Annotated in this window: 21 protein-coding genes and 1 tRNA gene; 12 read left to right on the top strand and 10 right to left on the bottom strand. The window is 71.6% G+C overall.

Annotated elements, in window-relative coordinates:
- Nucleotides 1-11: 11 nt before the first annotated feature.
- From hutI to hppD, 4 genes are all read right to left on the bottom strand, one after another.
- Nucleotides 12-1,178: an imidazolonepropionase gene (gene hutI, locus DI269_RS23610; protein ID WP_112140539.1), complete on the bottom strand. Its 1,167-nt coding sequence runs from the start codon at nucleotides 1,176-1,178 to the stop codon at nucleotides 12-14.
- Nucleotides 1,175-2,470, bottom strand: coding sequence for a formimidoylglutamate deiminase (locus tag DI269_RS23605; RefSeq protein WP_112140537.1), 1,296 nt, complete (start codon nucleotides 2,468-2,470; stop codon nucleotides 1,175-1,177). The genes hutI and DI269_RS23605 overlap by 4 nt, the downstream gene beginning before the upstream one ends.
- Nucleotides 2,464-3,657, bottom strand: a complete 1,194-nt coding sequence (locus DI269_RS23600; RefSeq protein ID WP_112140535.1) for an allantoate amidohydrolase — start codon at nucleotides 3,655-3,657, stop codon at nucleotides 2,464-2,466. The genes DI269_RS23605 and DI269_RS23600 overlap by 7 nt, the downstream gene beginning before the upstream one ends.
- A 118-nt stretch (nucleotides 3,658-3,775) precedes the next feature.
- On the bottom strand, nucleotides 3,776-4,939 hold the full coding sequence (hppD, locus tag DI269_RS23595; protein WP_112140533.1) for a 4-hydroxyphenylpyruvate dioxygenase: 1,164 nt from the start codon (nucleotides 4,937-4,939) through the stop codon (nucleotides 3,776-3,778).
- 164 nt (nucleotides 4,940-5,103) lie between these two features.
- Between hppD and DI269_RS23590 the strand changes: the two genes are divergently transcribed.
- The gene (locus DI269_RS23590) at nucleotides 5,104-5,583 is read left to right on the top strand and encodes an Lrp/AsnC family transcriptional regulator (RefSeq protein WP_112140531.1); all 480 of its coding nucleotides are present in this window, start codon (nucleotides 5,104-5,106) and stop codon (nucleotides 5,581-5,583) included.
- Here DI269_RS23590 and fahA read toward each other — a convergent pair.
- On the bottom strand, nucleotides 5,576-6,799 hold the full coding sequence (gene fahA, locus DI269_RS23585) for a fumarylacetoacetase (RefSeq protein ID WP_112140530.1): 1,224 nt from the start codon (nucleotides 6,797-6,799) through the stop codon (nucleotides 5,576-5,578). The two genes, DI269_RS23590 and fahA, sit on opposite strands and share 8 nt — an antisense overlap.
- Nucleotides 6,796-7,584, bottom strand: coding sequence for a hypothetical protein (locus DI269_RS23580; RefSeq protein ID WP_112140528.1), 789 nt, complete (start codon nucleotides 7,582-7,584; stop codon nucleotides 6,796-6,798). The genes fahA and DI269_RS23580 overlap by 4 nt, the downstream gene beginning before the upstream one ends.
- A gap of 188 nt (nucleotides 7,585-7,772) precedes the next feature.
- On the opposite strand from DI269_RS23580, the gene DI269_RS23575 reads away from it, so the two are divergent.
- The 4 genes from DI269_RS23575 (at nucleotide 7,773) to DI269_RS23565 (ending at nucleotide 11,701) form a co-directional block, all read left to right on the top strand.
- Nucleotides 7,773-8,957 carry a homogentisate 1,2-dioxygenase gene (locus DI269_RS23575; RefSeq protein ID WP_112140526.1) on the top strand — a complete coding sequence of 395 codons (1,185 nt, stop codon included), beginning with the start codon at nucleotides 7,773-7,775 and terminating at the stop codon, nucleotides 8,955-8,957.
- A gap of 193 nt (nucleotides 8,958-9,150) precedes the next feature.
- Complete coding sequence (locus DI269_RS23570; RefSeq protein WP_232822881.1) at nucleotides 9,151-10,395, top strand: hypothetical protein; 1,245 nt, start codon at nucleotides 9,151-9,153, stop codon at nucleotides 10,393-10,395.
- Nucleotides 10,392-10,601: a hypothetical protein gene (locus DI269_RS27885; RefSeq protein WP_198667687.1), complete on the top strand. Its 210-nt coding sequence runs from the start codon at nucleotides 10,392-10,394 to the stop codon at nucleotides 10,599-10,601. The genes DI269_RS23570 and DI269_RS27885 overlap by 4 nt, the downstream gene beginning before the upstream one ends.
- A complete protein-coding gene (locus DI269_RS23565; RefSeq protein WP_112140524.1) occupies nucleotides 10,589-11,701 on the top strand; it encodes an ARPP-2 domain-containing protein in 1,113 nt (370 codons plus the stop codon). Before DI269_RS27885 ends, DI269_RS23565 begins: the two co-directional genes overlap by 13 nt.
- Here DI269_RS23565 and DI269_RS23560 read toward each other — a convergent pair.
- Nucleotides 11,695-12,225 carry an NUDIX hydrolase gene (locus DI269_RS23560; protein WP_112140522.1) on the bottom strand — a complete coding sequence of 177 codons (531 nt, stop codon included), beginning with the start codon at nucleotides 12,223-12,225 and terminating at the stop codon, nucleotides 11,695-11,697. The genes DI269_RS23565 and DI269_RS23560 overlap by 7 nt on opposite strands.
- A gap of 136 nt (nucleotides 12,226-12,361) precedes the next feature.
- Between DI269_RS23560 and DI269_RS23555 the strand changes: the two genes are divergently transcribed.
- The 3 genes from DI269_RS23555 (at nucleotide 12,362) to DI269_RS23545 (ending at nucleotide 15,605) form a co-directional block, all read left to right on the top strand.
- Entirely contained in the window at nucleotides 12,362-13,786 is a 1,425-nt protein-coding gene (locus DI269_RS23555) for an alpha/beta hydrolase family protein (protein WP_112140520.1), read from the top strand.
- A gap of 79 nt (nucleotides 13,787-13,865) precedes the next feature.
- The gene (locus tag DI269_RS23550) at nucleotides 13,866-14,312 is read left to right on the top strand and encodes a MarR family winged helix-turn-helix transcriptional regulator (protein ID WP_112140518.1); all 447 of its coding nucleotides are present in this window, start codon (nucleotides 13,866-13,868) and stop codon (nucleotides 14,310-14,312) included.
- A 39-nt stretch (nucleotides 14,313-14,351) separates the two neighbouring features.
- Nucleotides 14,352-15,605: an MFS transporter gene (locus DI269_RS23545; RefSeq protein WP_112140516.1), complete on the top strand. Its 1,254-nt coding sequence runs from the start codon at nucleotides 14,352-14,354 to the stop codon at nucleotides 15,603-15,605.
- Here the strand turns inward: DI269_RS23545 and DI269_RS23540 are convergent.
- From DI269_RS23540 to DI269_RS23530, 3 genes are all read right to left on the bottom strand, one after another.
- A complete protein-coding gene (locus DI269_RS23540) occupies nucleotides 15,602-16,216 on the bottom strand; it encodes a histidine phosphatase family protein (RefSeq protein WP_112140578.1) in 615 nt (204 codons plus the stop codon). The genes DI269_RS23545 and DI269_RS23540 overlap by 4 nt on opposite strands.
- A 70-nt stretch (nucleotides 16,217-16,286) precedes the next feature.
- A tRNA-Gln gene (locus DI269_RS23535) sits at nucleotides 16,287-16,361 on the bottom strand.
- 127 nt (nucleotides 16,362-16,488) lie between these two features.
- Nucleotides 16,489-17,073, bottom strand: a complete 585-nt coding sequence (locus DI269_RS23530; RefSeq protein ID WP_112140513.1) for a hypothetical protein — start codon at nucleotides 17,071-17,073, stop codon at nucleotides 16,489-16,491.
- 68 nt (nucleotides 17,074-17,141) lie between these two features.
- On the opposite strand from DI269_RS23530, the gene DI269_RS23525 reads away from it, so the two are divergent.
- The 4 genes from DI269_RS23525 to DI269_RS23505 all read left to right on the top strand — a co-directional run bounded on the left by DI269_RS23525 (nucleotide 17,142) and on the right by DI269_RS23505 (nucleotide 20,319).
- Complete coding sequence (locus DI269_RS23525) at nucleotides 17,142-17,459, top strand: PadR family transcriptional regulator (RefSeq protein WP_112140511.1); 318 nt, start codon at nucleotides 17,142-17,144, stop codon at nucleotides 17,457-17,459.
- Nucleotides 17,456-18,058, top strand: a complete 603-nt coding sequence (locus DI269_RS23520) for a permease prefix domain 1-containing protein (RefSeq protein WP_112140509.1) — start codon at nucleotides 17,456-17,458, stop codon at nucleotides 18,056-18,058. Before DI269_RS23525 ends, DI269_RS23520 begins: the two co-directional genes overlap by 4 nt.
- Nucleotides 18,059-18,181: 123 nt before the next feature.
- Nucleotides 18,182-18,697: a SigE family RNA polymerase sigma factor gene (locus DI269_RS23510; RefSeq protein ID WP_112140505.1), complete on the top strand. Its 516-nt coding sequence runs from the start codon at nucleotides 18,182-18,184 to the stop codon at nucleotides 18,695-18,697.
- Between the two features lie 20 nt (nucleotides 18,698-18,717).
- Nucleotides 18,718-20,319 (top strand): hypothetical protein, encoded by a 1,602-nt coding sequence (locus DI269_RS23505; protein WP_112140503.1) that lies wholly within the window; start codon nucleotides 18,718-18,720, stop codon nucleotides 20,317-20,319.
- Nucleotides 20,320-20,394 lie beyond the last annotated feature (75 nt).

Genomic DNA, 20,394 nt, shown 5'->3' with positions numbered 1-20,394 from the left:
GCTCTCCTCTATTACATGATGCTGCCGCCGCGGACGACGGTCTCGATCAACGGCGTCCCCGGCCGGTAGGCCAGGTGGACGTATGAGGGGGCGTCGAGCACGACCAGGTCGGCGCGGGCCCCGACCGCGATGCGCCCGATGTCGCTGCGCCGCAGCGCGTCGGCGCCGCCCGCGGTGGCGGCCTCGACCGCTTCGGCCGGGGTCATGCGCATCTCGCGGACCGCGAGCGCGATGCAGAACGCCATGCTGCTGGTGAAGGACGAGCCGGGGTTGCAGTCGGTCGCGAGCGCCACGCGAGCACCGGCGTCGAGCAGCCGCCGCGCGTCCGGGTACGGCGAGCGGGTCGAGAACTCCGCGCCCGGCAGCAGGGTCGCGACGGTGGTGGAGTTCGCGAGGGCGTCGACGTCGGCGCCGCTCAGGTGGGTGCAGTGGTCGGCCGAGGCCGCGTCGAGCTCGACGGCGAGCCGGACGCCGGGGCCTTCGGTGAGCTGGTTCGCGTGGACCCGCAGCCCCAGACCGGCCTTCGCGCTCGCGGTGAGGACCGCGCGGGCCTGGTCGCCGTCGAAGGCGCCGCGTTCGCAGAACACGTCGGCCCATTTAGCGTGGCGCGCGCAGGCGTCGAGCATGGGCCCGGCCGCGAGCGCGGTGTACTCGTCGGGGTCTGCGCCCGTGGGGACGGTGTGCGCGCCGAGGTACGTGGTCTCGTCGGTGAAATCGCGGGCGATGCGCAGGGACCGGGCCTCGTCGTCGACGGTGAGCCCGTACCCGGACTTGATCTCCACAGTGGTGGTCCCCTGGCGGAGCATCTCGGCGGTGAGGCGGGCGCAGTTCTCGGCCAGGCGCTCGTCGCTCGCGAGGCGCGTGGCGGTGACGGTGGTGCGGATGCCGCCGCCGTCGTAGGGTTCGCCGCTCATGCGCGCGTTGAACTCCGGGCTCCGGTCGCCCGCGAAGACGAGGTGCGCGTGGCTGTCGACGAACCCGGGGATCACGGCCCGGTTGTCGACGTCCAGGTACTCGTCGGCGGCGGGCCGTTCGAGCCGGTGGCCGACCCATGCGATGCGGCCGTCCTCGATGACCACCGCGGCGTCGTAGTAGACGGTGCCGTCGCCGTCGGCGCAGAAGAGTTCGCCGATGCCGTCGATCAACAGGCTCTTGAGTGGGCTCTTGGGCGGGTTCATTGCCAGAGTTCCCCGATCGCTTCGCGGAGTTCGGCCCCGGCGTCGATGTACCGGTGGCGTCCCTCGTGGACGATGTGGCGGCCGTCGGCGACGACGTCGGTGACGTCGGCACCGGTGGCGGCGTAGACGATCCCGTCGAGGCGGGCCCCGGCGGTGCGCGGGGTGTCGAGCGCGATGGTGACGAGGTCGGCGCGGGCGCCGGGCTCGATGCGGCCCGCGTCCGGGAAGCCGAGGGTCTCGTGCGCGGTGGCCGCCCCGTGGAGGAAGTCGGGCGTGAACCGGCCGCGTTCCTCGCTCAGCAGGCGCTCGTGCATTTCGAGGGCGCGGGCCTCTTCGAACATGTCGATGACGGCGTTCGAGTCGGTGCCGAGGGTGAGCCGGACCCCGGCGTCGGCGAGGGCGCGGGCGGGGCCGATGCCGTCGGCGAGGTCGCGTTCCGTGGTGGGGCAGAAGGACACCGTGGTGCCGGAGCGGGCGAGGAGCTCGACGTCGTGCGCGGCGAGGTGCGTGGCGTGGACGGCGGTGAGGTCGGGGCCGAGGAGCCCGCAGCGTTCGAGGAGTTCGGTGGGCGTGCAGCCGTGTTCGGCGCGGCAGGCGTCGTTCTCGGCGCGCTGCTCGGAGAGGTGCACGTGGACGGGGCGGCCTTCGGTGGAGCACGCGAAAGCGGCGATGGCCTCGTCGGGGACGGCGCGCACGGAGTGGACGGCGCCGCCGATGCGCGCGTGCGCCGGGGGCCGGAGGCGCTCGACGCGGTCGAGCCAGCCTTCGAGTCCGGTGTCGCCGAAGCGCTCCTGCGCGGCCGAGAGGGGTGCGCCGAAGCCGCCGGAGAGGTAGAGCGTGTCGAGGAGCGTAATGCGGATCCCGGCGTCGGCGGCGGCCTGGATCAGGGCCTCCCCCATGGCGTTCGGGTCCGCGTACGGGCGCCCGCCGGCCTGGTGGTGGAGGTAGTGGAACTCGCCGACGCAGGTGATCCCCGCGAGGGCCATCTCGGCGTACACGGCGCGCGCGAGCCGGTGGTAGGACTCGGGGTCGAGGCGCCCGGCTAGCGCGTACATGCCTTGGCGCCAAGTCCAAAAGGTGCCCTTGCCGTCGTGGGTGCGCCCGCGCAGGGCCCGGTGGAACGCGTGCGAGTGCGTGTTCGCGAAGCCGGGGAGGACGAGCCCGCCGAGGATCTCGCCGCGCGGGGCGGCCCCGGGGGTGACGGCGGCGATGCGGCCGTCGGCGACGTCGATCGCGACCGCGTCGGCGATGCCGCCTGGGAGTCGGGCGTGCCGGGCCCAGTAGGTCAGCACGCGAGGTCCTGCAGCACGGCTGCGAGGGCGTCGACGCCCGCCGCGCAGTCCTCGTCGCTCGCGGCTTCGCCGGGGGCGTGGGAGACCCCGGTGGGGTTGCGCACGAACAGCATCGCGGTCGGGACGTGCACGGCGAGGACGCCCGCGTCGTGGCCCGCGCCCGTGGGGAGGATCGGCGCGCCGCCGAGGACGGCGGCGATCCGGTCGCGCAGTGAGGCGTCGAACTCGACGATCGGCGTCTCCGATTCGGGCGCGATCTGGAAGCCGGTGCCGTCACGGGCGGCCCGGTCCTTCACTTTCGATTCGAACCCGGCGAGGATCTCGGCGAGCACGGCCTCGTCTGGTGCGCGGGCGTCGAGCCAGGCGGTGACCTCGGAGGCGATCGCGTTGGTGGCGTTCGGGACCGCCTCGACGCGCCCCACGGTCGCCAGGCCACCGGCGAGGCGGGCCTCCTTGCGGGCGGCCAGGACGGCGAACGCGAAGGTGAGCATCGGGTCGCGCCGGTCGGGCAGGCGCGTGGTCCCGGCGTGGTCGCCGGCGCCGGTGAACGTCATGCGCCAGCGCCCGTGCGGCCAGATCGCGCCGGCGACGCCGACCGGGGCGTCGAGGGCGCGGCCCTGCTCGATGTGGAGTTCGACGAACGCGGCGATCGAGGCGAGCCGGTCGGGGTCGGGGCCGAGCGCGTCCGGGTCGGCCCCGGCCGCGCGCATGGCGTCGGCGAGCGTGGTCCCGTCCGGGTCGGTCAGGCCGCGGGCCCGGTCGGGGTCGACGGCCCCGGTCATGAGGCGCGTCCCGAGGCAGGGGACGCCGAAGCGGCCGCCCTCCTCTTCGGTGAACGCGCCGATGACGATGGGCCGCTTCGGTTCGAACCCCGCGGCCTTCAGTTCGTCGACGGCGAGGAACGCCGAGACGATCCCGAGCGGGCCGTCGTAGGCGCCGCCGTGCGGGACCGAGTCGAAGTGGCTGCCGGTGAGGACGGCCGGGCCGGTCCCGGCGTCCCAGGTCGCGTACCGGTTCCCGTTCCGGTCGGATTCGACGCGCAGCCCGCGCTCGGCGGCCTGCGCGTCGAACCATTCGCGGAGCGCGAGGTCGGCCGCGCTCCAGGAGAACCGGAGGTACCCGCCGGAGTCGGCTCTGCCGATCCCGGCGATCCGGTCCCAGAGCCGCCGGAACCCCGTGGCATCCATTCAGGACTCCCGGACGGGGATGAGGCAAGCGGCCTCGGCCTGCCGGGTGCGGCAGTGCAGACCGGTCCCGTGTGGTGCGTGCATGTCGCTCCCCGTCTGTACCGCTGAGGCGCCTCGATCAGAGGTTGCCGCGCTTGGCCTGCTCCTTCTCAAGGGCCTCGAAGAGCGCCTTGAAGTTGCCCTTGCCGAAGCTGAGCGATCCGTGCCGCTCGATGATCTCGTAGAACATCGTGGGCCGGTCCTGCTGCGGCTTGGTGAAGATCTGGAGCATATAGCCGTCCTCGTCGCGGTCGACCAGCACTCGCCGCTTCTGGAGCTCCTCGATCGGGACGCGCACGGTGCCGATGCGCTCGCGCATCTCCGGGTCCTCGTAGTAGGCGTCCGGGGCCTCCAGGAACTCGACGCCGCGCTCGCGCATCGCGTCGACCGCGGCGAGGATGTCGCTGGTCGCGAGCGCGATGTGCTGGACGCCGGGGCCGCCGTAGAACTCCAGGTACTCGTCGATCTGGGACTTCTTCTTGCCTTCGGCGGGCTCGTTGATCGGGAACTTGATCTTGCGGTTGCCGTTGGCGACGACCTTGCTCATGAGCGCGGAGTACTCGGTGGCGATGGCGTCCTCGACGAACTCGACGATGTTCGTGAAGCCCATGACCCGCTCGTAGTAGGCGACCCATTCGCGCATCTTGCCGAGCTCGACGTTGCCGACGACGTGGTCGATCGCCTGGAAGTACCGCTTCTGCGGCGGGGTCACCATCGGGGAGGCGTCGACGAACCCGGGCAGGAACGGGCCGGAGTAGTTCGAGCGGTCGATGAGGACGTTCCGGGTCTCGCCGTAGGTGCCGATGACGGCGCGGCGGACGGTGCCGTGCTCGTCGGTCAGGTCGTGCGGCTCCTCGATCGCGATGGCGCCCTGCTTGACCGCGTGCGCGTAGTTCTTGTCCACATCGGGCACTTCGAGGGCGACCTCGATGACGCCGTCGCCGTGGCGGGCGTAGTGCTTTGACGCCTCGGAGTTCGCGTCGACGCCGCCGGCGAGGACGAACACGACGCCGCCGGACTTCAGCGCGTACTCGGCGTGCTCGCGGTGGCCCTGCTCGGGACCGCGGTACGCGAAGAGCGTCATGCCGAACGCAGTCGAGTAGTAGTGGGCGGCCTGGCGGGCGTTGCCGACGTAGTAGCGGACGTGGTCCCAGCCCTTGATCGGGAAGGCGTCCTCGCGGATGTCGTGCTCGACGGCGCCGACCAGGGCGGCGTCTGCGGAGCGGCTGGCGGTGTCGACCATGGCGGCCTCCTACTAGTCCTCAGTGCCAATTTCCGGCTCGCGAGCTCGCCGTGCCGGGCTGTGGCCTTGATCATTGTTCACATCGCGGGAGTGGGCAAGCAGTTCCGAAAATGCTGGTCAACTTGCGCAGATGTGCCAGTCGGAAGGCGCATACACTGGTCATCATGACCAGTGGAACCGGCATCGACGCCCTCGACGCCAAGCTCATCGAACTCCTCGAAGCCGAGCCCCGGATCGGAGTCCTCGAATGCGCCCGGCGCCTCGGCGTCGCGCGCGGGACCGTGCAGGCGCGCCTCGACAAGCTCGTCTCGCGCGGGGTCGTGCGCGACTTCGGCCCGCGGGTCGACCCGGCGGCCCTCGGCTACCCCGTGACGGCGTTCGTGACCCTGGAGCTGCGGCAGGCCGTGGGCCACCAGCCGATGGCGCAGCGGCTCGCGAAGATCCCCGAGGTCCTGGAGGCGCACACCGTGACCGGCGCGGGCGACATGCTGTGCCGCATCGTCGCCCGCACCAACGCCGAGCTCCAGGACGTCATCGACCGCGTCCTCGCCAGCGAGGGCGTCCTGCGCGCCACCACGGTGATCGCCCTCGCCGAGCAGATCCCCCACCGGACGCTCCCCCTGGTGAAGGAGGCCGCTAGCTGACCGCGGGCAGGATCGTGCCGGTCACCTCGCCGAGGCCGATGACCGATCCGTCGGCCCCCGGGGCGGTCGCCTCGATGGTGACCGTGTCGCCGTCCTCCAGGAACGTCCGCGACTCGCCGTCCCCGACGGTGACCGGCTCCTTGCCGCCCCAGGTCAGTTCCAGGAACGACCCGCGCTGGTCGGCCGCCTCGCCCGAGACGGTCCCCGAGGCGAACAGGTCCCCCGTCCGCAGCGACGCCCCGTTGACGGTCATGTGCGCGAGCATCTGCGCCGGCGTCCAGTACATCCCCGCGAACGGCGGCCGCGACACCTCAGTGCCGTTCCAGCGCACCGACATCGACAGGTCGTACCCGAACCGCTCCGACTCGGTCAAGTACCCGAGCGGCGCCGGGTCCTGCTCCGGCGCGGGCGCTTTCGCCGCGGAGAGCGCGTCGAGGGGCGTCACCCAGTGCCCGATGGAGGTCGCGAACGACTTCCCGAGGAACGGCCCGAGCGGCACGTACTCCCACGCCTGGATGTCCCGCGCGGACCAGTCGTTGACCAGGACCGCGCCGAAGACGTGCTCGGCGAAGTCGTCCGGGTTCACCGGCGTCCCCAGGTCGGTACCGACGCCGACGACGAACCCCACCTCGGCCTCGATGTCGAGCCGCGCGGTGGGCCCGAACTCGATGGGCCCGTCGGGGGTCTTGCGCTGCCCGCGCGGCCGCACCACCGGCGTCCCCGAAGGCACGACCGTCCCGGCTCGCCCGTGGTAGCCGACCGGGAGGTGCTTCCAGTTCGGCAGCAGCGGCGCCGAGTCGGGCCTGAAGAGCCGGCCGAGGTTCGTGGCGTGGTGCTCGGAGGCGTAGAAGTCCACGTAGTCGGCGACGGTGAACGGCAGGTGCATGCGCGCCTTGTGGACCGGGGTCAGCAGGGTCGCGGACTGGTCCTGGTGGCGCCGGTCGGCGAGCAGCTCGGTGAGCTGGTGGCGGACGAGGCGCCACGCGGGCGGGCCCATCGCGAGGAACGCGTTCAGGGCCCCTTCGTGGAACGCGGGCCTGATCCACGGCAGGAAGAAAGTCCCCGTCGCGAGGGCGCGCAGGTCCAGGACCTGGTCGCCGATGCGGACGCCGATGCGCGGGCCCGGGTCCTTGCGGGTCGAGAAGACGCCGTAGGGCAGGTGCGCGAGGCCGTACGGGCCCGGGTCGGCGCCTTCGACCCAGCTGGTGGCGGTCATTTCGCGTCCCCTCGGGTCAGGAGTCCCAGGTCCAGGAGGTCCTGGAGCGGTTCGTCGATGCTGCACGAGCCGAAGCCGGTCCACAGGGCGCGCGGGCGCCCCAGGAACCGCTTGGCGCGGGCGGCGAGTGCGTCGGCGTCCTCGGAGGCGAGGACCTCGGCGATGTCCTCAACCGAAGCGTTGTTCGCGGCGGCGTCGGCGGCGACCAGGACGTTCAGGAAGCCGTGGTGGACGAAGCCGGTCGCGGGGTCGGTGTGGCGGAGCGCGTGGTGCAGGCCCGCAGTGAGCTTGAACTGCATGCCGCGGCGGCGGCTGCCGTGGATCGCGGCGGCGAGCACCGCCGGGGCCGGGAACAGGTCGGCGGTGAGGCCGCCGGTGCGGAACTTCGGGGTGAACCCGGTGGGCCGGAGGGCGTCGAGCGCGTCGTCGCCGAAGGGGATCTCCGCGAACACGGGTTTCCCGGCGAGGTGCTTGGCGAGGTCGTCGAGGGGCTGCCGCGACTCGTAGTGCGTGACGGTGACCTGCGGCCCGAGGACGGCGACGGTCTCCGCGAGTGTTTCGAGGTCGCCGTCGGCGATCACGCCGATCCGCAGCTCGCCGCGCCCGGGTTCGAGGTCGCCGAGGCGGGTCTGCGGGACGAGGAGCGGGCCCACCAGGGGCTCGAACCAGGACTGCCGGTACCCGCGGTGGGCGGGGACTGCGGCTTCGAGCGGCGCGTTTCCTGGTGGGAAGAGCGCCGCGTCGTCGATCAGGCCCCGCAGCATCGCGGGGATCGCTCCAGTCATGCCCAGAGCCTAGAGCGCTTCGTGCACGCGGGTCCAGTGGTCCGCGCACGTCGTGCGCGAAGCCGCCCGGTGCGCGCCCGGGCGTGCGCGGAGCGGTCGAAATCGAACGGCCGGAGGGCTATCCTCGGGGCATATCCGTGATGGAGGCGCCACCCACGGCCTCCACGGGAACCGACAAAGGAGTCGTCGTGCCGTTCTACCGTTCGGTCGGGCAGATCCCCGACAAGCGACACACGCAGTTCCGCCAGTCCGACGGGAGCCTGTACTCCGAGGAGCTCATGGGCCAGGAGGGCTTCTCCTCGGACTCCTCGCTCCTGTACCACCGCTTCCGGCCCACCGCGATCAGCGCCAGCACCGAGCACCGCCCCGAGCGCGCCGAGCCGGCCCCGAACCACCCGCTCAAGCCCCGCCACTTCCGCACCCACAAGCTCGACGCCGCCGGCGACGCGATCTTCGGCCGCAACCACCTGCTGTCCAATGCGGACGTCAGGATCTCGTACGCGGTCGCCGACCGCCCCTCGCCGCTGTACCGCAACGCCATCGGCGACGAGTGCATCTACGTCGAGTCCGGTGCGGCCCATGTGGAGACCTCGTTCGGCGCGATCGACATCGCGCAGGGCGACTACCTGATCATGCCGATGTCCACGATCTACCGCGTGATCCCGCAGGGCGAGGAGCCGCTGCGCACGCTCGTCGTGGAGTCCACCGGCCACATCACCCCGCCGAAGCGCTACCTGTCGGTGCGCGGCCAGTTCCTGGAGCACTCCCCGTACTGCGAGCGCGACCTGCGCGGCCCCGAGGAGCCGCTGCTCGTCGAGGGCGAGGACGTCGACGTGTACGTGCAGCACCGCGGCCGCGGGTCGGCGACGCTGTGGACGAAGTTCACGTACGCGCACCACCCGTTCGACGTGGCCGGCTGGGACGGGTGCCTGTACCCGTGGGTCTTCTCGATCCACGACTTCGAGCCGATCACCGGCCGCATCCACCAGCCGCCGCCCGCGCACCAGGTGTTCCAGGGCCCGAACTTCGTGATCTGCAACTTCGTGCCGCGCAAGGTCGACTACCACCCGGACGCGATCCCGGTGCCGTACAACCACCACAACGTCGACTCCGACGAGGTGATGTTCTACTGCGGCGGCAACTACGAGGCCCGCCGCGGCTCCGGCATCGAGCAGGGCTCGATCTCCTTGCACCCCTCCGGGTTCACGCACGGGCCCCAGCCCGGCGCGCCCGAGCGCTCGATCGGCGCGGACTACTTCGACGAGCTCGCCGTCATGGTCGACACGTTCCGGCCCCTGGAGCTGTGCGAGCCGGCCCTCGACGTCGAGGACACGAACTACGCCTGGACGTGGAACCGCGATCCAGGTCTCTAGCTCCCGGTGACGGGGCCGCCCGCGAGGGCGGCCCCGTTTTTCGTTCGCGCGCATGTGCGAAGGGCCGCTACATTGGACGGGCCGACCGCGGGACTCGGGTGCGATTACCGGAACCGTTTGAAGTCGATCTTTCGCACTCGCGCCCATTACTCCCCGGTCGGCACCCCTGTTCCCCTGAACCGTGAAGGCCCCCATGAAGTCCGTCGCCGATCTCGTCGCCGCCGAGGACGTGCTGCTGTTCGTCAACGCCGCCGTCGCCGCCACCGGGCAGGACGAGTTCCACACCGGCCGCGAGCGCCAGGAGTGGTCGGTGGACTTCCTCCACGAGTACATGCTCGTGAACTACCGGGACCTGTACGCGGCGGCGCTCGTGCTCGGGATCAACGACCGCAACAAGGCCCAGATCGTGCTGCGGCTGCTGAAGTCCGGGGCTGACACGACCCCCGCGCAGCGGGCGGTCGAGGGCCGCCTCATCCGGCGGGCGCTCCGCGACCTGCCGACGAACCGCGTGTACCGCCTGTTCACGGTCTTGCAGCGGGCGAAGGTCAACAACCGGCGCACCCGCGCGGTCATGCGCGAGTGGCTGTCGGCCCGGCCCGATCCCGCCTTCGAGGCCGTCAAGTACCGCGGCGCGTTCAAGCGCGCGGCCCTCCACGCGCACCTCGACCTCGCGGGCGTCGCCGATGACGAACTGGCCGCGTTCCTGTTCGCGCCCATGAAGTCCGGCCGTTTCCGGACGCCGCTGTTCGAGACCTGGCGCCGCGCCCACTACGAGCGGGCCGCGGTGTTCGAGCTGCCGTACACGGTCGCCGAGGGGTTCGCGGTCGAGCACCGCATCCCCCGCGCGGTGTTCCTGGAGCAGATCGCCCCGAACCTCACCCGGAACGAACGGCTGCGGCTCCAGCGCAGCGGCGGCGACGCCGTCGAACTCGACGCGGCCGCGCTCGGCCGCATGCCGCTGACCAGGCTCGCCGCGTACGTCCTCGCGATCCCCGAGAAGGAGCGCATCGAGCGGCGCGACGACCTGACCGGCGCCCTCCGCGCCTCCGCGCCTCCGCCCGCAAGGCCGCCGGGGACCGGGCCGGGACCTGGGGCCGCGTCGCCGCCGTCCTCGACGACTCGTACTCCGCAAGCGGCTCAAGCGAGAAGCGCCGCCGCCCGCTCGTCGTCGCCCTCGCCGCGCACCACCTGCTCGAAGCCCTCGCCGCCGACTACCGGCCGCTGTGGCTGTCGGGCAACGAGGACGCGCTGCTCGCCAAGCCGCGCGGCGTCACCGCGCTCGGAGAACGGATCCTCGACGCGCTGGAGGCGACCCCGGAGACGCTCGTCGTCGTCTCCGACGGCTGGGACAACGCGCCGGTCGGCCTCGCCGCCGAGGTCCTGCGGATCTGGACCACGCGCCTCGACCCCGAGCGGCGCACCACGATCGTGCACTTGAACCCGGTGTTCGACGCCGACGGGATCGGCGTGCGCCGCCTCGCCCCGTCCGTCCCGACCGCGGGCATCCGCGACGCCGAGGACCTGCCCGAACTCGTGGCGTTCGCGCGCTTCGACGACGGCCGCGTCGGGCTCGACGAGCTGCGGGCCGCCGTCGACGCGCGTGTCGAGCGCTGGCTCGCCGAGGAGGAATCATGGGCCGCTTGACGTTCGCGGGTCTGGAGACCCGCCCCGGCCAGGTCTGGGGCGCCGTGCGCCTGGTCCCGCTGGTGCGCGACGAGCCCGTCGCGGGCCTGCGCATGCACCCCGGCGCGCTGCCCGAGACCGACCATCCTCGCGACGGCTGCTGGTACGTCCCGCACGGACTCACCGCCGAGTGGACCGGCGACGGCACGGCCGTGCCCGCGTTCGGGACCGCCCTGCGCATGCCGACGTCCACAGTGAAGCGCTCGCGGCGGCCGGACTCGAAGCACGAGCAGCGCACCCGCATCCGCTTCGTCCCGCGCCGCGGTGCCCTGGAGACGTACCTGCCGCTCGCCTTCAAGGCCCCGGTCATCGCGTGGGAGGAGTGGTCGAGCCGCGCGTTCCGCCAGAGCCTGCTGCCGCAGCCCGACCGGACCTATCACGGGTTCCTCGTCGACGGGCTCGCCGATGCGCTGCGGGTCTTCGAGATCCACCCCGGCCAGTGCGGCGTCCTCGTGTACGTCGCCGACGCGCTCTCCGGGGTGCTCGTCACGCCGCACCCCGACGACTACCGGGCGCTGCACCCGACGCTCATCGAGGACTCCTACGGGGAGCTGATCTGGCGGTACTCGACGCTGTACGACTCGGTGCCCGAGTTCGCGACCCGCCTCGACGCGTCCAAGGTGGACTCGCTCGCGGACCTACGCGTCCAGGTCGACGAGGCCCGGCGCGACTGGGCCGAGTTCCACGACGGCACCCTGGCCGCGGGCCTCCTCGACCCCGACTACACGTTCACCGAGACCTACGAGATGGCCGACCTCAGCCTCGTCAGGTACCGCCCGAAGTTCGAGGCCGGCCGCGAAACCCATGTGGGCGAAGCGATCCTCGACAAGAAGGGCCGACCGGCGTTCCTCCAGTCGTTCCGCCTCTCCGAGACCCAGGTCCGCCGCGGCCGCCTCCTCGAAGCGCTCGCCGCGAACGAATGGCACCTCGAACGGACCGCCGGCGCCCTCGCGCTCACCAGGCCCGCCCTCGTCGCGCTGCTGCGCAACTCCGACCTGGACTGGATGCTCCGCCGCGACGTCGTGGACCACGACCTGGCCCTGCGCCGCCGCGGTCAGTAGGACTTCAGGCGTCCGATGAGGACGCCGCTGTCGAGTTCCCCCACGGGCCGCCACTCGGCGGCGTGGACCTCCTCGGGCCGCGGCCGCAGTTCCCCGCGGACGCACCGGAACAGGTACCTGACGTCGTAGTGGTCGTGCGCGCCTTCGCCTCTGCGCGGATTCGCCGGGATCGGGTGGACGTCGACGTGGATCGGCGCCCGCTCGATGAGCTCCAGGCCGATCGGGTCGAGGCCCGTCTCCTCGACCGCTTCGCGCAGCGCGGCCGCGGGCAGCGAGTCGTCGCAGGGTTCGAGGTGCCCGCCGGGCTGGAACCAGCGGTCGAGGGCCCGGTGGTGGATGAGGAGGACCGCGCCGGACTCGTCGAGGACGATCGCCGAGGCCGTCACGTGACCGGGCATCGTCGAGCGGTCGAAGCCGGCGTCGGAGTCGAGGGCCAGGACCGGCCCGATCTCGGCGGCCGATTCGGGCCACCGGTCGAGGTAGGCGGTGAGCTGATCGCGCAGGTGGGCGATGGTGATGGGCACCGGGCCATTCTGCCAGCGCGGCCTCGGGGTAGGGCGGACCCCCGGTCCGGGAGGCAAGTCAGCATGATTCCGCCCGGGTCCGTGCACTGGAAACGTTGGGGGTGCAGGAAAACCCCCTCAGCGGAAGGCAAGTGAGATGGCATCCCTCAGCAGCACCTTCAGGGCGACCGCGGCCGCGCTCTTGGCCGTCGCCGCGCTCGCGCTGGCGCCGCCCGCGCCGGCCGCGGCGCAGGAGTCCGGACTGGTCGAGACGGAGGTGACATTCCGTTCCGGTGACCGCGAGATCGGCGCGACGATCATCGCCCCCGAAGGCGCGCAAGGACTTCCCGGCGTCGTGTTCGTGCACGGCGCCGGTCCAGGCCCGGCGCGGGACAAGTACCGGGCGAACGCGGAGGCGTTCGCCGAGGCCGGGATCGTCGCGATGGTCTACGACAAGCGCGGGGCCGAGGACGGGTACTCGCAGATCGACGGGTCGATCGCGGACCTCGCCGACGACGCGAACGCGGCCGTGGAGGCGCTTCGCGAACGGCCCGAAGCGAATCCGGAACTCGTGGGCCTGCACGGGCACAGCGAGGGCGCGTGGACGGTGATCGAGGCGGCGGCGCGTTCCGATGCGGCGGCGTTCGTGATCACCTCGGGCGGCAGCGGGCTCACGCCCGAGGCGACGCAGGCGTGGATGAACCGCAGCGAACTGGCGCGGCAGGGCGTGGACGACCGGCTCGGCGCGCCGTTGGGCGAGCGGTTCATCGCGGCGCTGGTCGCGGACGATCTGTTCCGCCTCGCCGGGTACGACCCGGTCCCGCCGCTGACCGAGCTCGATCGGCCGTTCCTCGGGGTGTTCGCGGAGTTCGACCTGAACACGCCGTCGGGACCGACGATGGAGCGGTACCGGGACGCGCTCGACGCGGGCGGGAACGCGAACTACGCGCTGCGGGTGATCCCGGGCGTGGACCACCGGATGGTGCCGACGGTCGACGGCACGAAGGGCGAGGACTACGACCGGGACAATCTCGCTCCGGCGTACGTCGAGACCGTGACCGGGTGGATCCACGGCCTGGCCGCGGGCGAGTCCAGTGTCGTGGTCGACCCGATCCCGGAGGCGGCGATCGAACCGGGGCCGGTGGCGGCGCCGTCGTGGTTCGGGACGGCGAACGCGCTGTTCATCGCGTTGGGGCTGTTCGCGGTGCTGTTCCTCGCGTACCCGGTGACGGCCCTGGTGCGGCGGATCGCGCGCCGCGGTCCGCTGGAGGCGACTTGGGCGTCGCGCACGGTGGCCGTGATCGGCCTGCTGCTGCCGCTCCTGACGGCCGGGTACGTCGGCTGGACGCTCATGTCCGGCGCGCAGATGCTGCTCGGGCCGGTGGTCCTGGGCCGTCCGCTGCCGTGGCTGGTCCTCGAAACGGCCGCGATCGTCATGGTGCTGGCGGCGGTCACACTCGGCGTGCAGTGGTGGCGGCGCCGGGCCCGGCTGAGCGGGGGCTCAAGGCTGCGGTTCACGGCGCTGCTGACCGGTGTGGCACTGCTGATCCCGTGGGGCGCGTACTGGGGCCTGGTGCTCTAACAACCGAGGATGACGCCCGGCGGCTCTCCGCCGGGCGTCGTCTTCGCCAATTTACATAGACTGTGTATATACTCGTTGTATGATTTCCAGGGACCCCGAGGACATCGACCAGCTCGCCGCGCGCCTGACCTCCCAGGGCAGCCGTTTCGCGCGGACCGCGTCGCGGAAGGCCGGGACGAAGCGGTCCCTCATCGCCCTCCGCGCGCTCGCCAATCTCCAGCAGGAGGGCGACCTGCGCGTCGGCGAACTCGCCTTGCGGGAGGCCATCACCCAGCCCGCGATGACCTCGGCCGTGAACCGCCTCGAAGCGGACGGCCTCGTCGCCCGCAGCGCCGACCCGGCCGACGCCCGCGCGTCCGTCGTGAGCCTCACCGAAGCCGGAGCCGCCGAGCTCCACGACTTCCGGATGCGCGCCGCCGCGAAGGTGCGTCCCGTGCTCGAATCCCTCCCCGAAGACGACCTGGCCGTGCTCGCCAGGGCGGCCGACCTGCTCCAGGAGCTGGCCGACCGGCTCAACCAGGAGTAACCCCGGGGCTGTGCCCCGTGCATAGGAAGAAGTGCCCGAATGCCGGAACCGAAGAAGCCGTCGATCCTGCGCCAGCCGACGGCGGTGTGGGCGATCGCGTTCGCCTGCGCGGTGTCGTTCATGGGGATCGGCCTCGTCGACCCGATCCTCCCCGCGATCAGCGAGGGGCTCAACGCCTCCCCGTCGCAGACGATGCTGCTGTTCACGAGCTACCTGCTCATCACGGCGGTCGCGATGTTCTTCAGCGGCTTCATCTCCAGCCGCGTCGGCGTCAAGCGCACCCTCATCGCCGGTCTCGCGCTCATCGTCATTTTCGCGGGCCTCGCGGGCGCTTCTGACACGGTCGGCCAGATCATCGGCTTCCGCGCCGGCTGGGGCCTCGGGAACGCTCTGTTCATCTCGACCGCCCTCGCCGCGATCGTCGGCGCCGCCAGCGGCGGCAGCCGCCAAGCGGTGATCCTGTACGAGGCCGCCCTCGGCATCGGCATGGCCGTCGGCCCCCTCCTCGGCGGCGCACTCGGCGAGGCGTCATGGCGCGGCCCGTTCTTCGGCACGGCCGCACTGATGGCGATCGCACTGGCCGCGATCCTGGTGCTCCTGAAGGCCCCCAGCGCGAAACCCGAACCGGTGCCGTTCACGGCAGGCCTGTCAGCCCTCCGCAATCCAGCCCTGCGGACCCTCGCCGCGACCGCGCTCTTCTACAACTACGCGTTCTTCACGCTGCTCGCGTACACCCCGTACCCGCTCGAAGCCGCCGCTGCGAAGGCGGGCATGGACTTCGGCGCCCACGAACTCGGCCTGGTCTTCTTCGGCTGGGGCGCGGCCCTGGCGGTGACCTCGGTCTTCGTCGCCCCGATCCTGACCCGTCGGCTCGGCCTGCTCCCGGTCCTGTACTCGATGTTCGGCCTGCTCGCAGTCGGCCTGGCGGTCATGGCAATCGGCGTCGAATCCGTCCCCATCCTGATCACGGTGGTAATCATCGCGGGCCTGTTCCTAGGCGTCCTCAACACCGCGCTGACAGAAACGGTGATGGAGGCGACCGACCTCCCGCGCGGCGTCGCCTCCTCCACCTACTCCGGCGTCCGCTTCCTTGGAGGCGCGATCGCCCCGGCCGTCTCCGGCGCGATCGCCGAAACCTGGGGCGACGGCGCCCCGTACTGGTTCGGCGTCGCCGCCCTCGCAATCTCGATCACCGTGCTCGCCTTCGGAAGGCAAACCCTGTCCCACCTCACCCGCCCCCACAACACCGCAGAGGCCGAAGCCGAGCTCATCACCGTAGGAGACGAGACCTAGGGGACGGCGCCCAACCGCATAACAAGCCGCCCGCCGTAGACGTCGTCCTCATGCAAGGTGGTGATACTGCCCGAACGAACCTTGAAGACGACATGCCCCAAAGACTCCGGTGGCATCCCGATCCAGGCGGCCACCACGTACGTCATCGCGAACCCGTGCGTCACCAGGATCTGGTGCTCCGCACCGCTCTCCAGGATCTCGTCAACGGCCGCATAGACCCTCCGCGCCACCGCGGCCCTCGTCTCGGCCCCGGGCACATCGACATGCCCCATCCGGTCCCCAACCACCGGCGGCGGCACGAACACCCGGTCCCACTCTGACTTCGGCTTCCCCTCGACCTCGCCGAACGACCGCTCCCGCAGCCTCCCATCGAACACCGGCCTCACCCCGAACCGCACCCCGACAACCTCAGCAGTCTCCGCAGTCCGCCGCAGATCCGACGAGTACAACTCGACCCCGGCCCCCGCAGGCACCACGTCCCGCAACGCCCCCGCGATCTCCCCCGCCGCCTTCACCCCGGCACCAGTGAGCCGCGAATCATGCCACCCGCCGACCACGCCCTCGACATGATGGGCCGCCTCCGGATGAGTGACGACATACAGAGTCCGCACGAGCACGACCTTTCCAGGGGCAAAACAAAAGGCCCGCGAAGCGGGCCTGTTTGTTCTGATAATGCAAATGTGGCTGGGGTACCTGGACTCGAACCAAGAACAACTGAACCAGAATCAGCCGTGTTGCCAATTACACCATACCCCAATGGTGTCGCAGCGCCTCGAAGCTCGTTGCGCCGACGAGGAGTAACTGTACCGGATGCGCGTGCGCCCCTTCAAACGGGTTCCTGTGATCGGGACGACTCGGTTGAAAGGGCGCTCGTGCGTGCGGGTCAGGCGGGTTCGGGGGTGGGGTGGGGGTGGTCGAGGCGCAGGTAGGTGAGGGTGAGGGCGGTGAAGGCGGCGAGGATGAGGAGGTCGGCGGTGTGGGCGGTCCATTCGGTGCGGGTGATGCGGCTGAGGGGGAAGAGGGCGCCGGAGGCGATGAGGAGGGCGCCGAGCCAGCGGGGCGCGAGGCGGGTCCAGGCGAGGGCGGCGCCGAGGGCGCAGAGGGCGAGGGGGAACGCGGGGCCGGGGATCCAGAGGACGACGGCGGCGGCGACGGGGTGCTCGGCGGCGGCCGCGAGGGAGTCGTCGCCGGAGACGCCGAAGATCGCCTCGAAGAAGCCCTGGAGGCTGAAGGCCATGCCGCCGGCGAAGCCGGCGAGGGCGAGGAGTGAGCCGAGGGCGCCGAGCCGGGGGCGGCGTTCGCCGATGCGGGTCCAGACGGCGAGGAGGCCGTAGATCCAGGCGACGGTGGAGCACATGAGGAGGACGCTGGCGGTGACGCCGTAGCGGTCGCCCTCCCAGAAGAACGTCGCCAGGGCGCCGAGGACGGGGCCGGCGATGAGGGATGCGGCGGTGAGGGTTCTGTTCATGTAGAGAGACTACATGTAGTCCTTCTATATAACAAGACCGTCTACGTATCGCGGCGTAGCCTTGGGCCATGGACGCGGACGGCATTCACGGACAGCTCGACACCCTCATCCTCGCCACGCTCAAACGCGGTGAGGCCCATGGCTACGCGATCATCGCGGCGCTGCGCGAGCACAGCGGCGAGCGCCTCGACCTGCCCAGCGGCACGGTCTACCCGGCCCTGCGCCGGCTGGAGCGGGCCGGGAGCATCGACGGCACCTGGTCGCAGTCGTCGGGGCGGCGCCGGCGCGTCTACGCCCTCACCGAGGACGGCCTCAAGGCGCTCGACAAGGGCGTGCAGGACTGGAGGTCGCTCCGCGAGGTCATGTCGGCGGTCCTCGGGCAGTGAACGACTACATCGCGGCCGTGGCCGCGCCGCTGCGCGGGCCCAGGCGGGTGCGCGAGGACATGCTCGCCGAGATCGAGGACGGCTTCGAGGAGGCCGTCGCCGAGCACGTCGCGGCCGGGCTGAGCCGCGACCGGGCGGTCGGGGCGGCGGCCGCGGAGTTCGGGGAGCCGGGGCTCGTCGCCGCCGAGGTCCAGCGCGAGCTGGAGGCCGCGCAGGCCAGGCGGACCGCGTGGACGCTGCTGATCGCCTTGCCCGCCATGACGATCATGTGGGACCTGTTCGGCGGCGACGGCGACCCCGGGATCGCCGCGATCCTCCTGGCGAGGGTCGTCGACGCCGCCACCGCTGTCGCGTTCGGGGCCGCCGCGCTCGTGCTCACCGGTCATCTGGAGCGCCGGGCCGCCCACCTCTGCGGCGTCCTCGGCCTCGTGCAGATCGCCGTCGCCGTCGGGTGCTCGACGCTCATCGCCCTTATAGCCGAAAGCGAAGGCCCCACCGGGGCCTGGGCCGCCCTGACCATTGCGTCGGCGGCCGGGTCCGTCCTCGTCTGCACCGCCTCCGCGAAGGCGCTTGCCGTCGCCCGCGCCACCGCCCGGTAGAAACCGTGCCGCACCGGACAACCCCGCGGGGCCGGGCGGCGTATTGAGCGTGCCGGGCCGAGCTCCCATCCACTGCCACCAGGGCGAGGCCGGGCCCCCTACCCGTCATCTGAAAGAGGCCCAGTGAAGACCGAGGAGCAGCATCGAGAGGCCGAGTTCCGTTCCTTCGCGACAGCCCAGCGCGACAGCCTGAGGCGGTACGCGTTTCTGCTGTGCGGGGACTGGTTCGAGGCCGACGACATCGTGCAGAAGGCGTTGACGAAGATGTTCGCCGCGTGGAAGCGCGTCGAACCGGGCGGTGCGCCGGCGTACGTGCGCCGCATCGTCACCAACGTGTACTTCTCGCACCGGCGGCTGTCGTGGGTGCGCCGCGAGCGCGCCAGCGACGAGCTGCCGGTGCGCCGGCTCGACCGCCCCCAGGAGGCGGTCGACACGCGGCTCGAACTCATCGCCGCGCTGGACCGGCTGCCGCCGAGACAGCGGGCGACGCTCGTTCTCCGGTTCTGGGAGCAACTGTCCGTTGACGAGACCGCCGCGGCCATGGGCTGTTCGACGGGAACCGTGAAGAGCCAGAGCGCCAAGGGAATCGCCAAGATGCGCGAACTCCTCACCGATCCCGTCGTCCCGGCCCGGGCGTAGCGGAAGGAAGCGAAGTCACCATGAACCTGCACGACGATCCCGGGACCCTGTTCCGGGACCACATGCCCGACATCACGCCGCCGCCCGCGGCGTTCGACCTCGACAAGATCGTGCGCGACGGCTACAAGGCCCGCCGCCGCCACCGCGCCGTCCTCGGCGGCGCCTCTGCGACGAGCGTCGCCGCCATCGCGTCCGTCCTCGCCCTGTCGGTCGGGGTCCTCCCGAACGGCGCGGCCGACGAGGAGGACGACTCGAACATCCCGACGGCCTCGGCCGACTTCGACTACGCCAACGCCGGCTACCCGTGGCCCGGGGACGACGGCTTCGGCGACGAAGCGGTGGCCGCGCAGCTGACCGAGGCGGGCCGGGAGGCGTTCAGCGACCTGCTCATCTCGACCGGGCGGTTCCAGGAGTCCGACTTCAGGTCGGTCATGAACGAGCCGACCGAGGAGGAGATCGCCCAGTACGCCGCCGAAATGCAGGTCAGCGTCGAGCAGGCCGAGGCCGAGCTGAGCTACGTCGAGGACGACGGCCTGTTCGTCTTCAGCGGCCACACCACGCCCGGGAACTACGGCCAGGTGCAGCTCTACGGCTACCGGGCCTGGGCGCTCGCGGCGCAGGACGAGAACGCCGAGGGGTTCAGCCACCACCTGCTCGACGTGGAGGTGCTGCTCCCCGGCGGCTGGACCGCCGAGCCCGGGCCGACCTCGCAGCAGTACTTCCCGCAGCACCTCGTCGACGACGACGCGGACTCCTTCGAGTCCACCGACCTCGGCGACGGCCGGACCCTCTACACCGTGCAGGACGGGTGCCGCCTGACCTACGCCGTGACCTACCAGAACCACGCGGCGCTGCGCGCGACCTGGGACGGCGGCTGCGCCACCGGTGACGGCGACCCGATCGCCGTCGACGCCGAGGCGTTCAAGGACGCGGTCGTGGCGATGCCCCAGATCGACTACGACACCGACGCGCTCGTCGAGGTCGACGACGTCCTCGACGTCCCGACCGGCTGGCTCGAGAGCGACCGCGCCTGGGAGGAGTGGGCCGCGGACGGCGCGCTGAGCACCCGCGAGCAGGTGGCGGCGTCCCTCGCCGAGAACACTCCGGGCGCCGTGGTCGGCGAGCCGAGCATCCTGCCGTCCGCGGAGGTGTGGGACTACGTCGACCCCGACGCGGTGACGCTGCACCGGTACCGGATGAACGGGACGCTCCCGTTCAGCACGGTCATCGACTCCACCACCGACGACGCGTCGTTCGACCTGACGTACACGCTGCCGGGCGGCTGGCTGCCGGGGTTCAACGAGGCCGGCCAGCGGGGCCCGTACCTGTCGGACTGCCGCGAGGACTTCGGGTGCTCCACGCTCGAAGTGAACGGCCGGACGGCGTACATCGCCGAGAAGCGCCTCACGCACGAGGCGGATGAGGAGTCGGGCGCCACCGAGGACTGGTTCGAGGGCGAGTACGAGATCACCGTCGTCGACCCCGACGGGTGGGCGGTGACGATCTGGACGCAGTTCGGGAACGAGGACTTCGAGCTGTCGGCCGAGGACCTGGCCGGCATCGTCGCGCAGCTGCCCGCGCCGACGTACGACGCCGATCTGGAACCGGTCCTGGGCGACTGACCGGGCCGCCGGTGCGGTGGCGGACTTCCTTCCCTCCCAAAGAAGCAGGCGGGCCCGGCTCTTTCGAGCCGGGCC

Origin of the sequence: Glycomyces dulcitolivorans (assembly GCF_003265355.1) — a bacterium.
GTDB classification, from domain to species: domain Bacteria; phylum Actinomycetota; class Actinomycetes; order Mycobacteriales; family Micromonosporaceae; genus Glycomyces; species Glycomyces dulcitolivorans.
The sequence above is the reverse complement of the archived record's forward strand: the minus strand, read 5'-3'. Positions and strand labels throughout refer to the sequence as shown.

What these genes read in the sequence shown, in the direction of transcription:
- hutI (WP_112140539.1), bottom strand. Translation starts at nt 1,178, where the DNA reads ATGAACCCGCCCAAGAGCCCACTCAAGAGCCTGTTGATCGACGGCATC.
- DI269_RS23600 (WP_112140535.1), bottom strand. Translation starts at nt 3,657, where the DNA reads ATGGATGCCACGGGGTTCCGGCGGCTCTGGGACCGGATCGCCGGGATC.
- hppD (WP_112140533.1), bottom strand. Translation starts at nt 4,939, where the DNA reads ATGGTCGACACCGCCAGCCGCTCCGCAGACGCCGCCCTGGTCGGCGCC.
- DI269_RS23590 (WP_112140531.1), top strand. Translation starts at nt 5,104, where the DNA reads ATGACCAGTGGAACCGGCATCGACGCCCTCGACGCCAAGCTCATCGAA.
- fahA (WP_112140530.1), bottom strand. Translation starts at nt 6,799, where the DNA reads ATGACCGCCACCAGCTGGGTCGAAGGCGCCGACCCGGGCCCGTACGGC.
- DI269_RS23580 (WP_112140528.1), bottom strand. Translation starts at nt 7,584, where the DNA reads ATGACTGGAGCGATCCCCGCGATGCTGCGGGGCCTGATCGACGACGCG.
- DI269_RS23570 (WP_232822881.1), top strand. Translation starts at nt 9,151, where the DNA reads ATGAAGTCCGTCGCCGATCTCGTCGCCGCCGAGGACGTGCTGCTGTTC.
- DI269_RS23565 (WP_112140524.1), top strand. Translation starts at nt 10,589, where the DNA reads ATGGGCCGCTTGACGTTCGCGGGTCTGGAGACCCGCCCCGGCCAGGTC.
- DI269_RS23555 (WP_112140520.1), top strand. Translation starts at nt 12,362, where the DNA reads ATGGCATCCCTCAGCAGCACCTTCAGGGCGACCGCGGCCGCGCTCTTG.
- DI269_RS23550 (WP_112140518.1), top strand. Translation starts at nt 13,866, where the DNA reads ATGATTTCCAGGGACCCCGAGGACATCGACCAGCTCGCCGCGCGCCTG.
- DI269_RS23545 (WP_112140516.1), top strand. Translation starts at nt 14,352, where the DNA reads ATGCCGGAACCGAAGAAGCCGTCGATCCTGCGCCAGCCGACGGCGGTG.
- DI269_RS23530 (WP_112140513.1), bottom strand. Translation starts at nt 17,073, where the DNA reads ATGAACAGAACCCTCACCGCCGCATCCCTCATCGCCGGCCCCGTCCTC.
- DI269_RS23525 (WP_112140511.1), top strand. Translation starts at nt 17,142, where the DNA reads ATGGACGCGGACGGCATTCACGGACAGCTCGACACCCTCATCCTCGCC.
- DI269_RS23505 (WP_112140503.1), top strand. Translation starts at nt 18,718, where the DNA reads ATGAACCTGCACGACGATCCCGGGACCCTGTTCCGGGACCACATGCCC.